Raw genomic sequence first — 13,486 nt, 5'->3', positions numbered from 1 at the left:
GAGGATGAGTCTCGAAGTCCGCAACGACACCGACCAGAACCAGTACTCCCTCGTCGAGGACGGCACCGTCATCGGCCTCGCCGCCTACGAGGTCGACGGCGACGCGATCCACTTCGTGCACACCGAGGTCGACCCGGAGCACCGGGGTGGCGGGCACGCCTCGATCCTCGTCGAGCACGCCCTGGACGACGTGCGGGCGAACTCTGAACGCCGGGTCGTCGCCGAGTGCAGCTACGTCGCCGCGTGGCTGGACCGGCACCCGGACCACCAGGACCTGCTCACGCGCTGAGCAGCGTCGGCAGCGAGCCCGACGGCCTCCGCCGGCAGTGCGCCCAACGGGTCGCGCGACGTCTCAGTACGAGCGGTCGTGGGTGCCGGCCCGGTGCGCGCCGCTGCCGGCCCGCGCCGACGGCACCCGGATGAGCACGGTACCGCTGAGCAGGTCATGGTCGTCGCGCGCCGGCGTCGGAGCCTCTCGCGGGAGGCGCGACTGCCGCTCGTACTCGGCCTGCGTCTCGTGTCGGGTCGGCGCGAACACCTCGTCCATCATCGACACGACGCCACCGGATCCGCCCCCGCGTGTGGACTTGTTCGACAGGTCGATCCAGCCCACGCGGTCGGCGATCCACATCACGACGACCGCAGCGGCCACCGCCCCCAGGAAGATCAACCAGTTCACGGCAGCGACGTTACGTGGCCGTCCGGCGGAGGACATCCGCCGCGCGGCTGATCCTCGTGATCCGCACGGACGGCACCGCACTGCCCGCACCGAGTTTCGCGCCCAGCGACACCGCGCGCCACCTCGCGCCCGAGCCCTGTCGCCCAGCGCGAAACTCGGCGGGCGCAGCCGCAGCGGCAGCCCGCGCACCCGCGGCCCCGCGCTCAGGGCACGCGCTCGAGCCACTCCCGCGTCGCGAACTTCGTGTCGACGAGTTCCTGCGCCTTCTGCCGTTCGGCGTCCGTCACGTGCCCCTCGGTCGCGCCGTACAGCGTCGTGAACGTGCCGACGAGCCGGTCGATGATCTCCGCCCGGCTCAGTCCGGTCTGCGACCGCAGCGGGTCGACCCGCTTCGCGGCGCTCGTCGTCCCCTTGTCGCTCATCTTCTCGCGGCCGATCCGGAGGACCTCGACCATCTTCTCGCCGTCCATGTCGTAGCTCATGGTGGCGTGGTGCAGCAGCGACCCGGTGCCCAGGCGCTTCTGCGCGGCGCCGCCGATCTTGCCCTTGGTCGAGGTGATGTCGTTGAGCGGCTGGTAGTACGCGTCGATGCCGAGGGACTTCAGCGCCTCGATCACCCACTCGTCCAGGTACGCGTACGAGTCGGCGAACGTCATGCCCTGCACGAGTTCGGTCGGCACGTACAGCGAGTACGAGATGATCGCGCCGGCGTCCATGAACATCGCGCCGCCACCGGAGATGCGGCGGACGACCTGCACGCCGTACTTCTCGGCTCCGGCCGGGTCGACCTCGTTCTTCAGCGACTGGAACGAGCCGATCACGACGGCCGGCTGGTCCCACTCCCAGATCCGCAGGGTGGGCCCGCGGCGTCCGGCCCCGACCTCTTCGGTGAGGACCTGGTCGAGCGCCAGGTGCTCGTTCGGGCTGATCGGCCCCTCGTGGATGACCTGCCACTCGTAGTCCCGCCACGACGAGGCCCGCGACAGCGCCCGGCGGACCGCGACCCCGACGGACTCGGGCGTGAAGCCGAGCAGGACGGCGTCCTCGGGCAGTGCGTGCCGGACGGCGGCGGCGATGCCGGCCGCGTCGGTGTCGGCGCGCAGGCCGTCGACGGCCTTGTCGATCAGCGGCAGCGCGTCGTCGGGCTCGAGGAAGAAGTCACCCGCCAGGCGGAACTGGTCGATCTTGCCGTCGACGACCTCCAGGTCGACGACGACCAGCTTGCCTCCGGGGACCTTGTACTCACCGTGCATGCCGCCACCCTATTCCGGGAGGCCCGTGGCGGGCCCGGCACGTGCCTCCCGTCCGACAGGCGCGACCGTGCTCAACGCCGCGGGACGGCCCGGTCGAGCCACGCGACGAGGTCGGCGACCACCTCGTCCCGGTTCGTCTCCTTGTAGACCTCGTGCCGCGCCCCGTCGTAGACCTGCACGGTGACGTCGGAGAGCCGCCCACGCCGCCGGTACGCGCGGGCGAGCAACTCGACCGAGCGGGGCCCGCCGAGGGAGTCGTCCGAGCCGACCTGCAGCAGCACCGGCAGGTCGTGCGGGATCCGTCGGCGCGGCAGACCGAGCAACCGCAGGGTGTCGGGCAGCCCGAACAGGCCGATGACGTCCGCCTCGACGACCAGCGGGTCGAGCCCGATCGCCTCGATGACGGCGCGGTCCCGGGTGAGCCACTCGTGCTTCGTCGGGCCGGACGCTGCGTGCCGCCGGTTGAGGTCACCGCCGTTCATCAGCCCCGGGACACGGAGCGCACTGCCCGACAGGACCACGCCGGCGTACTGCTCGGACGAGGTGTTCACGATCCGCTGCGCCATCAGGGAGCCCCACGAGTGGCCGAGCAGCACGACGGGCAGGCCGGGGTCGTCGGCCTTCGCGACCGCGGTCATCTGCTCGACGGCGGCGATCGCGGCCCGGAGCCCGCCCGGACCCAGGCGACCGAGCTTGGTGTGGTCGCCGTCCCACTGCCCCAGGCCGGTGCGGCCGTGCCCGCGATGGTCGTTCACCTGCACGGTCCACCCCGCGCGGACCAGGTCCTGCGCGAGCGGCTCGTACCGGAGGCCGTGCTCCCCGACACCGTGGGCGATCTGCACGACGCCCCGCGGCTTGCCGGCACGCCAGGTCGAGTAGACGATCTCGACACCGTGGGCGTCGACGAACGAGGAGTCGCCGCGGGCGGCGGAGAACGTGGGCACGGCAGCATCCTGGCAGACCCCGGACCTGTTCACCCGGCGTTCACCCGGGGTCGCCTCCCCGGGGCATAGCGTCTCGCGCATGGACGTCCTCGTCACAGTCGTGTTGGTGATCGTGGTGGCCCTCGTGTTCGACTTCACGAACGGGTTCCACGACACCGCGAACGCCATGGCCACCTCGGTGGCCACGGGTGCCCTCAAGCCCCGCACCGCCGTCATCATCTCCGCCGTGCTCAACCTGGTCGGTGCGTTCCTGTCCACCGAGGTGGCGAAGACCGTCTCGCAGGGGATCATCCGCGAGGGTCAGGACGGCATCCACATCTCGCCGACGATGATCTTCGCGGGACTGGTCGGGGCGGTGCTCTGGAACCTGGCGACCTGGTACTTCGGGCTGCCGTCGTCGTCCACGCACGCGCTGTTCGGCGGGCTGATCGGGGCGTCGATCATCGGGGCCGGGCTGAACTCGGTCGACTGGACCACGGTGGTGTCGAAGGTCGTGCTGCCGGCGCTGCTCTCCCCCGTCATCGCGGGCGTGATCGCCCTGGTCGCGACGTACTTCGCCTACCGCCTGACCAAGAACGCCACCACGCACGGTGCCGCGACGGGCTTCCGGCACGGGCAGACGATCTCCGCGTCGCTGGTGTCCCTGGCGCACGGCACGAACGACGCGCAGAAGACGATGGGCGTCATCACGCTGACCCTGATCGCCGCGGGCTACCAGGGCGCCGGTACCGGTCCGGAGCTCTGGGTGATCCTGGCCTGCGGTCTCGCGATCGCTCTCGGCACCTACATGGGCGGCTGGCGCATCATGCAGACCGTCGGCAAGAAGATCTCGGACGTGCAGTCCCCGCAGGGCTTCGCGGCGGAGACCAGTTCGGCCGCGACGATCCTGGTCTCCTCGCACCTGGGCTTCGCGCTGTCGACCACGCACGTGACGAGCGGGTCGGTCATCGGGTCGGGGCTCGGCAAGAAGCTGGCGGACGTCCACTGGGGCGTCGTCGGCAAGATCGTCATCGCGTGGGTCATCACGCTGCCGTCGGCCGCGGTCGTCGGCGGACTCGCGACCTGGCTGGCCTCGACCTCGTCGATCGGCCTGGTCGTCGTGGCACTGCTGGCGCTGGCCGGCGGACTCACGTTCTACTTCCTCGCCCGGCGCAAGCCGATCAGCGCGGACGACGTCCACGAGGGCACCGCGGAGCGCGAGCCCGTGGCCGCCGGGAACTGAGAGGGACACCGATGGACATCGACTTCACCGCCATCGGCACCGTCGCGGGGGTCGGCTTCGTCGCCGCCGTCGGCGTGGTGCTGCTCTACACGCTCGGGCTGCGACTGCTCGGCACCGGTCAGCCCGCTGACGCCGCGGGCGAGAAGACGCAGTACTCCGAGGAGACGCAGCGGTCCGGCACGACGCCGCCGGTCGCGTACCTGGGCGCGGGCGTCTGCTTCGCGCTGTGCATCGCGGCGGTCCTGTACGGCATCTGGATGACGATCCCGCAGTTCCACTGACGCCGGCGTCCGGCTCCGCACGCCCGGAGCCGCGCCTGGGATGATCGGCCGGTGACCCACCACCGCATCGAGACCAGCTCCGACACCGCCGTCGACGTCCTGACCGCCGAGCGAGCGCCGGTGCTGACCGTCGAACCGGGCGACACCGTCACGGTCCACACCCTCAGCGCCGCCGGGTACACCGAACGGCTGTCGGAGCCGGGAGCCGAGGCACCGACGCTCATCGCCTCCCGCCGCGGCCACTGCCTGCTCGGTCCGATCGCCGTCACCGGCGCTCGGCCCGGGCAGGTGCTCGCGGTCCGGTTCGACGACCTGGTGCCGGACGACTGGGGTTACACCGGCTCGGGCGGCGTGGACACCCCGCTGAACCGTGCCCTCGGTCTGGCCGACCCGTCCACGCGGGGCCCGGTGCTCTGGGACGTCGACCCGACCGCGGGCACGGCGCACAACCAGCTCGGGCTCGGTGTGCGGACCGCTCCGTTCCTGGGCTTGGTCGGACTGCCGCCGGAGGCGACGGGTGAGCACTCGACGATCCCCCCGCGGCCGCTCGGCGGCGGCAACATCGACTGCCGGGAGCTCGTCGCCGGCGCCACCCTGTACCTGCCGGTCACCGTCCCGGAGGCGCTGCTCTCGGTCGGTGACGGCCACGCGGCCCAGGGCGACGGCGAGGTCTCCGGCACCGCCGTCGAGTGCGGCATGACGACCACCATGACGCTGACCCTGCTCGACGAGGCCCCGGTCGACGGCATCCACGCCGACACCCCGGCGGGACGCATCACGTTCGGGTTCGACGCCGACCTCAATGCGGCGACCGCGATCGCGCTGGACCGGATGGTCGACTGGATCGCCGGCACGTACGACATCACACGCGCCGAGGCGCTCGGCATGGCGAGCGTCGCCGTCAGCATGCGGGTCACCCAGGTCGCGAACCGCACCTGGGGTGTGCACGCGCTCCTCCCGCAGGACGCGATCCTGACGCGGGCGGCCGGCTGACGCGGGCGGCCGGCTGACGCGACAGTCGGCTGACGGACGGGAGGCCCGGCGGACGTGAGCGGGTCTGCTCACGTCCGCCGGGCCTCCCGTCCGGACCCGCGTCGCGCGGGTTCCCGGTCAGTGCGCGGAGTAGCCGCCGTCGACCAGGTGGTAGCTGCCGCTGATGAACGACGCCTGGTCGCTGAGCAGGAACAGGACGAGTGCGGCGACCTCGGCGTCGGTGCCGAGGCGTCCGGCGGCGTGCTGCGCCTCGAGGCCGGCGAGTTCGTCGCCGCTCAGCGACGAGCGGACCAGCGGGGTGTCGATGAAGCCCGGGCCGACGGCGTTCGTGCGGACGCCCTTCGCCGTGTACTCGAGCGCGGCGACCTTGGTCAGGCCGACGAGGGCGTGCTTCGACGCGACGTAGGCGGCGTTGTTCGCGAGGCCGACCGATCCGAGGACCGACGACATGTTGACGATCGCTCCGCCACCGGCCGCGAGGATCGCCGGGATCTCGTAGCGCAGGCCGTAGAAGACGCCGTCGAGGTCGACGGCGCGGACGCGGTCCCAGGCTGCGACGTCGTACTCGCCGATCGGCTGGGGTGCCGCGCCGATGCCGGCGTTGTTGACGGCCAGGTGCAGGGCGCCGTAGGTGTCGACGGCGAACTGGACGGCACGCTCGTTGTCCGCGGCGATCGACGAGTTCGCGGAGACGGCGGCCGCGGTGCCACCGGCCTGCTCGATCTCGGCGACGACGCGCTCGGCGGCTTCCTGCTTGATGTCCGTGACGACGACGGAGGCTCCCGCTGCCGCGAGCTCCTTCGCGATCGACTCACCGATGCCGCTGCCACCACCGGTGACGATGGCGACCTTGCCCTCGAACCCGTTCATCTGTCCTGCTCCTCCCGTGCCTTCCGGCCCGTGTCGATTGGGCAACACCTGTTGTCCAGGCTCCCACTCTACGCCCGTCGGCCGGGGGTTCGTCGGGCGGGCTGTGGACGGTTCGCTGCACGATCGGGCTGAACCGGTTCGTTCGCTGAACTAATGAGCTAGGCTAACGACTCGTGACCGTCACCGACCCGCTCCCCACCGCCGCGCGTCGTCGCCCGTCGCCCGACCCCTCGCTCGCCAGCGACGTCCGGATCGCCGTGAACCGACTGTCCCGGACCCTGCGCGCGCAGAAGGCCGACACGACCGTCAGCGACGCCCAGTTCTCCGCCCTCGCTCTGCTGCACCGCGAAGGCGCGATGAGCCTCGCCGACCTCAGCCGCCGCGAGGGCGTCACTCCACCATCGATGACCAAGACCGTCACGGCCCTCCTCGACCGCGGCCTGCTCACGAAGGACGGCCACGGCGACGACCGCCGCAAGGTCCTGCTCTGCCCGACCGCGGAGGGCGACGACCTGGTCACCGAGACCCGGCAGCGTCGCGACGGCTGGCTCACCCCGCGCCTCGCGGCCCTCACCCCGGCGGAGCGGAAGACCCTCACCGCCGCCACCGACATCCTCCGGAGGCTCGCCGCCCAGTGAGTGCCATGTTCCGGTCCCTCTCGGGACGCAACTACCGCATCTGGTTCGCCGGTGCCCTCGTGTCGAACATCGGCACGTGGATGCAGCGCACCGCCCAGGACTGGCTCGTCCTCACCCAGCTGACCCATGACGACGCCGTCGCCGTCGGGGTCACCATGGCGCTGCAGTTCGGACCCCAGCTCGTCCTGCTCCCCTGGACCGGGCTCGTCGCCGACCGCTTCGACCGACGGCGGATGCTCATGCTGACGCAGGGACTGATGGGGCTGCTCGGCCTCGGGCTCGCCGTCATGGTGCTCACCGACACCGCGACGCTCTGGTCCCTCTACGGGTTCGCGCTCGCACTCGGGGTCGTCGCCGCGTTCGACACCCCGGTCCGCCAGGCCTTCGTGTCCGACGTCGTCACGGGCGAGCAGGTCTCGAACGCCGTCGCACTCAACTCGGCGTCGTTCAACGCCGCCCGGCTCATCGGCCCCGCCGTCGCCGGTGTGCTCATCGCGGCGATCGGCTCCGGGTGGGTGTTCGTCATCAACGCCGGGTCGTTCCTGGCCGTCCTCATCGCGCTGCGGTTCGTCGACCCGGCGCAGCTCGCCGACCGGGCACGGGCCCCACGCGGCAAGGGGCAGCTGATCGCGGGCTTCCGGTACGTCCGCACCAGACCGGACATCATCGTGGTGCTCTGCATGATCTTCGTCGTCGGGACCTTCGGCGTGAACTTCGCGATCTTCACCTCGACGATGGCGCGTGTGGAGTTCCACCGCGGTGCCGGCGAGTTCGGCCTGCTCAACTCGGTGATGGCGGTCGGATCGGTGCTCGGTGCCCTGCTGTCGGCGCGGCGCGAGGTCCCCCGGATGCGCACGCTGACCATCGCGGCGGGCGGGTTCGGACTCGCCTGCACCGCCGCGGCCTTCGCGCCCACGTACTGGACGTTCGCGATCTTGCTCGCCTTCCTCGGACTCGCCTCGCTGACCTTCATGACCACGGCGAACGCCCTCGTGCAGACCACCACCGAGCCGGCGATGCGCGGCCGGGTGATGGCCCTCTACATGGCGGTCTTCGCCGGCGGCACCCCGCTCGGTGCCCCGATCGTCGGCGCGGTCGCCGATGCCTGGGGGCCGCGGTGGGCGATCGGGGTCGGCGCGATGTCGGGCTTCGTCGCGCTGGCGATCGCGCTCGTCTGGCTCGTCCGGTTCCAGCACGTCCGGCTGCGCTACGACGCGGACAACCGCCTGCACCTGGCGGTCACCCGATCACTGCCCGTCGTCGTCCCGGCGCCGGGCACACGGGCCGCCCGGGCAGCCGTGCGGCGGGACCTGGAGCACGACGAGGCCGTGGTGGAACGGTCGAGTCCGGTCTAGAGCCCGTGCCCGTGCACGGGCCCGTGTCGCACACGGCCCGTGTCAGTGCGCGGGCTCCGGTGCGGTGAACACCCGGCGGTCCAGGGCGGCAGTGATCGCCTCCGCGGCCGCAGCCAGCCTCGAGCCCGCCGTCCGGGCAGCGTCGACGGCGGTCTCCGGCGTCACCGTCTCGAGCTCGGCCCGGGCCGCGCCGAACGCCTGCACCTCGTCCGCCAGGTGCACGCCGACCAGGTCGTCGAGGCACCCCTCACTGCGACGGGCCAGGAACAGCAGCGATCGGGGACTGTGCTCGTCGAGCAGGAGGAACGCGGCCGCGTCCGCCGAGGTGCTGCCGTGTCGGAACTCCCGGTGGAACGCCTCCCCCGCCCCGCAGGCACGGAGCGCGGTTGCCCACGACGTCGCCGAGCCCGGGTCGAGCAGGTCCGAGGCGAGCATCCGTGCGGTCACGGTCAAGCGGGCCAGGGAGCGGCCGAGCGTGAAGAACTCCCACACCTCGTCGCGGCTGACGTCCCCGTCGACCACGCCGACGGCCAGGGCGCTGCGCTCGCGGACCCAGCCGAGGAACTCGTGCGCCTTCTCGCCGACGATCTTCCGCGGCAGCCGGGAGCGCGTCGTGTTGAGGCAGTCCCAGAGTTCGGTGGACACGACGTCCCGTGCCCGACGGGCGTCGTCCCGTGCGACGGCGACGGCCGCGGCGATCGACGCCGGTTCGTGGCGGTCGAGGGCCAGGGCGTCGAGGGTCGCCGCCGGACTGAGGTCGGCATCCGGCAGCACCGCCGCCCCGACCACGGTCCGGAGGTCCCGCCCGACGCCCGGGTCGTCGGACGACGGGTCCCGCCGTGCCAGGTGCACGTCGAGCAGGCGCGCGACGACGTCCGTCCGCTCGACCGCGCCCCCGACACTGTGGACGCTCCTGGCGAGTCGGTTCAGCACGGCGACTCCTGCATGCGGCGAACCTACTGAGGGCTCGTTGCCGGGGTGTTTCCGAGCCGCGTCACCGGTGTTGCGTCGGACCGCGAGGATGAGCGGAAGTCAGTCCTGCGGGCGTTCGGGGGACGCCGCCTGGCCGCACCCTGGACGCTGAGCGTGCAAGTCATCACGCTCGCTAGACAAACTAACTAGAGCGTCTAGCATTGTCCGTATGACTTCCGAGGTGACGACAGCAGCCCCGGGGTTCTGGTACGGCGAGGACTCCCGGGTCGACGCAGTGGACGTGTTGAACGCCCTGCGTCGGTACCGCACTGCCGAGAGTTCTGCCCAGCGTCGCGTGCGTGAGGAACTCGGGATCGGTGAGAACGCGTTGATGGCCCTGCGGGTGCTCGTCGACGCCGAGACCTCCGGCCGGACCGTCAACTCGAAGGAACTCGCGGAGCGCCTCGGCATCACCGCAGCGTCGACCTCGGCGCTCGTTGACCGGCTCGTCCGCTCCGGCCACGTCGAGCGGCACGCGGACCCGGGCGACCGACGCGGCGTCATCCTCACCGCGACCGGCAAGTCGATGCGTCGGGCCCTGGCCGTCATCGGTGACCTGGACTCCCGGGCCGTCGAGGTCGCCCAGCACCTGCCGCCCGAGGACATGGCCGTCGTCGTGGCGTTCCTGCAGCAGATGGCCGGCGCGGTCGACGACACCGACCTCGACCAGGACTGAGCCGGAGCGCGAACTCTCCGTCAGGCCGGCCGCCGAGGACCCCGGCGTACGCTGAGACGATGCGCGAGCCCGAGGACGACATGCCCGCGGCCGAGCTCGACGCCCGCGCCCGGGCCGATGCCGCGCTCCGGCGCATCCGTGACGGAGCGGATCCGACGCGGGAGGCCTTCGACCTCGCGAACACGCTGAACGACGAGTCGGTCAGCCGGTTCGCCCGGCGGCTGCGCGATCTGTTCCGCCGCGCCTGACCCCGCCCCGGACCGGACGGCTCTCCGGCCCCGTCGTCTCGCCCGACCTGTCGTCTTCCCGAACTCGTCGTCGCCGGTGCGGACCGTCTCCGGTCCGCACCGGCGCCGGTCAGAACGCGGTGCCGACCGCCGCGATGTCGTCGCCGCCGTGTCCGGCCGCGCTGGCTTCGGCGTAGACGCGGCCGAGGGCGTCGAGCAGCGTCGTGTCGACGTCCGCGCCCCGTGCCGCATCCGTGATGAGGCCGATGTCCTTGCGGAGGCCGTCGAGTGCGAACTGCGCGGGGTACTCCCCCGCGATCATCGCCGCGCCCTTGGTGTGGGCGTAGGCCGAGTCGCTGGCCGAGCCGTCGATCGCGTCGAGGAACAGCTGCGGGTCGAGTCCGAGCGCGCGGGCGATGGCGAGCGACTGCCCCGTCGCAGCGGTGATCGACGCGATCCACGCGTTGGCGGCGAGCTTGAGCGCCGTGCCCTGTCCGACCTGGTCGCCCGCACGGACGACCTTCGCGCTGATCGCGTCCAGCACCGGGCCGACGAGCGACACCGACTGGTCAGCGCCGGCGACGAGCATGGTGAGCTTGCCCTGTTCGGCCGGGGCCTTGGTGCCGAGCATCATCGCCTCGACCAGGGTGATGCCGTACTTCGCGGCGAGCTGGACGACGGTCTCGGTGCCGGCGACCCCGATCGTCGACGCCTGCACCCAGACGGCGTCCTCCGGAGCGTCACCGGCGGCGTGCTCGAGGACATCGACCACCGCGTCGGTGTCGAACAGGGTCAGCAGGACGACCTGGGCCCCGGACACCGCCTCGGCAGCGTCGGTGACGACCGCCGCGCCGTGCTCGCCGAGCGGCCGGGCGCGGTCCGCGGTGCGGTTCCACACCGTGACGTCGTGCCCCGCTCGGAGCAGCGACTGTGCGACGCCTGCTCCCATCGCTCCGGTTCCCAACACCGACACGCGCACCGTGGTCTCCTCACCGCGTGGCTCCGTGCCACGACGGGGTCGACGCTACGCGGCTTCTCGGGACGCTGACGCAGCAGCGGACCACCTGTGGAGGGACGGCGGAGAACGCCCGTCAGTGCAGGAGACCCCGCGCGGCCAGCCACGGTTCGGGGTCGACCGGACGGCCACCCAGGATCACCTCGAAGTGCAGGTGCGGGCCGGTCGAGACCCCGGTGCTGCCGACCGCGCCGATGCGTTCCCCGACCCCGACCGTCTGACCGGGTCGGACGCCGATGACCGCGAGGTGTCCGTAGCGCGTCTGGGTGCCGTCCGGGTGCCGGAGCAGCACCTGGTTGCCGTAGCCGCCGAACACCCCGGCGGACTCGACGGTGCCGGACATCACCGCGACGACCGGCGTCCCGCTCGCGGCGGCGAAGTCGGTGCCCTGGTGACTCGTCGAACACGCGGCGCACCCGGCGACGTTCCGACCACCGAAGTTGCCGGCCGAGGGGATCGTGCCCGCGACCGGACGGGCCACGGCGACGGTCGACCCGGGCGTCCGGGCGAGCACCACCCCGTCGGTGGTCCGTCCCACCACGGTGAAGTCCGCGCGGGCCGTGGTGTCCGGGGCGGTCCCGTGCACCCGGAAGTCCTGGTTCGGCGGGCCCGGGGCGAGGGCCTCGACCGGGGCGGCGATCGCCGACCGGGGCGCGGTGTCGGTGACGACCAGGCAGGCCGCGAGGGCGATCGACGTCAGTGCGAGGCCACGACGGGCCCAGCAGTGCTGTCGGACGTCGTGCGCCGCGGCGACGATCGATGCCCGGACGAGTGAGACCGTCAGCGCGACCCCGGGCCGGAACCGGCGGTGCGGCCGGCTCATCGGCCGGTGCGCGGCGCTCCCCGCCGACCGTCGCGGTGGACGGATGCTGGAACGACGGGCGCCCGATCGGTGGGCCTGCGGTCGGCTGGCATCGGATCGGTGGGCCTGCGGCCGGCTGGCATCCGGTCGGCCGGCGTGCGATCGACTGGTGCCCGGGAGGGCCTCTGCGGTGCGACGGGCCCGACGGGACCCGTACTGCACCGGGATGGACGACGACACGTCTCCGGCTCAGCCGCGGACGACGCCGCTGGCGACGATCCGCTCGACCTCGATCGCGACGGCGTCGACGACCGCGCGGGTCACGGCGTCGACGACCGCTTCGACCAGGGGCAGCTGCTCCTGGCAGACGACGTGCTCACGGGCGAGGGAGGCGCGGAGGCTCGCGGGGATCCCGTCGATCATCTCGACCAGGTCCGCCGGGACGACGGCGAGCGGCGACGACGGGACAGGGGTCGCGGGACCGTGGACCGCGGCCACGTCGGCACTGGGCACGGTCAGACCGGCCGGTGCGTCGAGATGGACTGCCGGCGCGGTCGAGGCCGACGGAGCGATCGTGGTGGGCGCGTGGGTCCGGGCGGAGGCGGCGGTCGGGGCGGACGCGGCGGTCGAGGCAGACGGGGCGGTCGGGGCAGACGGGGCAGCGCCGGGCTGCGCACTGCGGCGGGCGATCGCGTCGAAGAGGGGCGTGGAGGACATGACGGGCCTTTCCCTGGCGGATTCGGGCGACTCGTCGATGCTGATCCCGACGAGCCGGATCGAGCATAGTATGCGTATTTCACATATGCAATAGTGCGCGTCAGTCGGGTTGCGCGTCCCCGCGGTCGTCGTGGTGCAGCATCCGCTTGACCCGTTCCACGATCGTCGTCGGCGGCTCGTTGTAGACGCCGGCCGGCTCCTGACCGCTGAGGGCCTGGATCGCCGCCGTGACCGCGTCCGTCGCCTGACGCCGCGCACGGCCCGAGCTCGCGGCACCGAAGCCGGACAGGTCCATCGGCTCGCCGAACTCGATCCGCACCCGGGCCAGCCGGGGCACCCGCGACCCGACGGGCTGCACGTGCTCGGTGCCGGTGAGGGCGACGGGGACCACCGGCGCCCCGCTCGTCAGGGCGAGCCACGCCACCCCGGTCCGGCCCCTGTAGAGCCGACCGTCGAGCGAACGGGTGCCCTCGGGGTAGATCGCGAAGGCCTCGCCCGCCTCCAGCCGCGCGAGCCCGAGGTCCAGGGCCTGTTGCGCGGCGGCTCCGGCACCCCGCTCGACGCCGATCGCACCGATGCCGGAGAAGAACGCGCGCGACAGTGCGCCGCGGAAGCCCGTGCCGATGAAGTACTCCTGCTTCGCGAGGAACGACACCTTGCGCGGCGCCAGGAGCGTGATCGTCGGGGAGTCGATGAAGGACCGGTGGTTGCTCGCCAGGATCACCGGACCGCGCTTCGGGACGTTCTTCCGACCGACCACCTCGGGCCGCCACAGCAGTCGTGCGAGCGGCGCCACCACGGCGCGCCCGAGCACGGTGGCGGGCTTCGTCGAACGGGACACA

Annotated in this window: 17 protein-coding genes; 8 read left to right on the top strand and 9 right to left on the bottom strand. The window is 72.3% G+C overall.

From position 1 onward, the window contains the following. Positions 1-4: 4 nt before the first annotated feature. On the top strand, positions 5-289 hold the full coding sequence (locus SOM35_RS12690; RefSeq protein ID WP_253467395.1) for a GNAT family N-acetyltransferase: 285 nt from the start codon (positions 5-7) through the stop codon (positions 287-289). A 63-nt stretch (positions 290-352) separates the two neighbouring features. Here the strand turns inward: SOM35_RS12690 and SOM35_RS12685 are convergent, their stop codons facing one another. The 3 genes from SOM35_RS12685 to SOM35_RS12675 all read right to left on the bottom strand — a co-directional run bounded on the left by SOM35_RS12685 (position 353) and on the right by SOM35_RS12675 (position 2,876). After that, the gene (locus SOM35_RS12685; RefSeq protein ID WP_320515660.1) at positions 353-679 is read right to left on the bottom strand and encodes a hypothetical protein; all 327 of its coding nucleotides are present in this window, start codon (positions 677-679) and stop codon (positions 353-355) included. A 203-nt stretch (positions 680-882) separates the two neighbouring features. After that, positions 883-1,932: a lipoate-protein ligase LplAB gene (locus SOM35_RS12680; RefSeq protein ID WP_320515659.1), complete on the bottom strand. Its 1,050-nt coding sequence runs from the start codon at positions 1,930-1,932 to the stop codon at positions 883-885. Between the two features lie 71 nt (positions 1,933-2,003). Then, on the bottom strand, positions 2,004-2,876 hold the full coding sequence (locus tag SOM35_RS12675) for an alpha/beta hydrolase (RefSeq protein WP_308118888.1): 873 nt from the start codon (positions 2,874-2,876) through the stop codon (positions 2,004-2,006). Positions 2,877-2,955: 79 nt separating this feature from the next. Between SOM35_RS12675 and SOM35_RS12670 the strand changes: the two genes are divergently transcribed. Genes SOM35_RS12670 through SOM35_RS12660 form a run of 3 tightly spaced genes read left to right on the top strand, consistent with a single transcriptional unit; the run spans position 2,956 to position 5,372 of the window. Then, positions 2,956-4,098 carry an inorganic phosphate transporter gene (locus SOM35_RS12670; RefSeq protein ID WP_221852499.1) on the top strand — a complete coding sequence of 381 codons (1,143 nt, stop codon included), beginning with the start codon at positions 2,956-2,958 and terminating at the stop codon, positions 4,096-4,098. 11 nt (positions 4,099-4,109) lie between these two features. Further along, a complete protein-coding gene (locus SOM35_RS12665; protein ID WP_290157665.1) occupies positions 4,110-4,379 on the top strand; it encodes a hypothetical protein in 270 nt (89 codons plus the stop codon). 51 nt (positions 4,380-4,430) lie between these two features. After that, complete coding sequence (locus tag SOM35_RS12660) at positions 4,431-5,372, top strand: acetamidase/formamidase family protein (protein WP_320515658.1); 942 nt, start codon at positions 4,431-4,433, stop codon at positions 5,370-5,372. A gap of 117 nt (positions 5,373-5,489) precedes the next feature. Here SOM35_RS12660 and SOM35_RS12655 read toward each other — a convergent pair whose 3' ends face one another. Then, positions 5,490-6,242: an SDR family NAD(P)-dependent oxidoreductase gene (locus tag SOM35_RS12655; RefSeq protein ID WP_111074947.1), complete on the bottom strand. Its 753-nt coding sequence runs from the start codon at positions 6,240-6,242 to the stop codon at positions 5,490-5,492. Between the two features lie 173 nt (positions 6,243-6,415). On the opposite strand from SOM35_RS12655, the gene SOM35_RS12650 reads away from it, so the two are divergent. Next, on the top strand, positions 6,416-6,880 hold the full coding sequence (locus SOM35_RS12650) for a MarR family winged helix-turn-helix transcriptional regulator (protein WP_320515657.1): 465 nt from the start codon (positions 6,416-6,418) through the stop codon (positions 6,878-6,880). Then, positions 6,877-8,235, top strand: a complete 1,359-nt coding sequence (locus SOM35_RS12645; protein WP_414648571.1) for an MFS transporter — start codon at positions 6,877-6,879, stop codon at positions 8,233-8,235. Before SOM35_RS12650 ends, SOM35_RS12645 begins: the two co-directional genes overlap by 4 nt. Positions 8,236-8,277: 42 nt before the next feature. Here the strand turns inward: SOM35_RS12645 and SOM35_RS12640 are convergent, their stop codons facing one another. Continuing rightward, positions 8,278-9,168 (bottom strand): alpha-E domain-containing protein, encoded by an 891-nt coding sequence (locus SOM35_RS12640; protein WP_320515655.1) that lies wholly within the window; start codon positions 9,166-9,168, stop codon positions 8,278-8,280. A 208-nt stretch (positions 9,169-9,376) separates the two neighbouring features. Between SOM35_RS12640 and SOM35_RS12635 the strand changes: the two genes are divergently transcribed. Further along, positions 9,377-9,883 carry a MarR family winged helix-turn-helix transcriptional regulator gene (locus SOM35_RS12635; protein WP_111074943.1) on the top strand — a complete coding sequence of 169 codons (507 nt, stop codon included), beginning with the start codon at positions 9,377-9,379 and terminating at the stop codon, positions 9,881-9,883. Positions 9,884-9,942: 59 nt separating this feature from the next. Then, complete coding sequence (locus tag SOM35_RS12630) at positions 9,943-10,131, top strand: hypothetical protein (protein ID WP_253467369.1); 189 nt, start codon at positions 9,943-9,945, stop codon at positions 10,129-10,131. 109 nt (positions 10,132-10,240) lie between these two features. Here the strand turns inward: SOM35_RS12630 and SOM35_RS12625 are convergent, their stop codons facing one another. The 4 genes from SOM35_RS12625 to SOM35_RS12610 all read right to left on the bottom strand — a co-directional run bounded on the left by SOM35_RS12625 (position 10,241) and on the right by SOM35_RS12610 (position 13,485). After that, positions 10,241-11,083, bottom strand: coding sequence for an NAD(P)-dependent oxidoreductase (locus tag SOM35_RS12625; protein WP_320515654.1), 843 nt, complete (start codon positions 11,081-11,083; stop codon positions 10,241-10,243). A 118-nt stretch (positions 11,084-11,201) separates the two neighbouring features. Continuing rightward, on the bottom strand, positions 11,202-11,948 hold the full coding sequence (locus SOM35_RS12620) for a M23 family metallopeptidase (protein WP_320515653.1): 747 nt from the start codon (positions 11,946-11,948) through the stop codon (positions 11,202-11,204). 228 nt (positions 11,949-12,176) lie between these two features. Beyond that, on the bottom strand, positions 12,177-12,644 hold the full coding sequence (locus SOM35_RS12615) for a hypothetical protein (RefSeq protein ID WP_320515652.1): 468 nt from the start codon (positions 12,642-12,644) through the stop codon (positions 12,177-12,179). Between the two features lie 100 nt (positions 12,645-12,744). Continuing rightward, the gene (locus SOM35_RS12610; RefSeq protein ID WP_320515651.1) at positions 12,745-13,485 is read right to left on the bottom strand and encodes a lysophospholipid acyltransferase family protein; all 741 of its coding nucleotides are present in this window, start codon (positions 13,483-13,485) and stop codon (positions 12,745-12,747) included. Between the last annotated feature and the right edge of the window lies 1 nt (position 13,486).

Source organism: Curtobacterium sp. CFBP9011, from assembly GCF_034045095.1.
Taxonomy (GTDB): domain Bacteria; phylum Actinomycetota; class Actinomycetes; order Actinomycetales; family Microbacteriaceae; genus Curtobacterium.
This window is presented reverse-complemented; position numbering and strand designations above follow the sequence as displayed.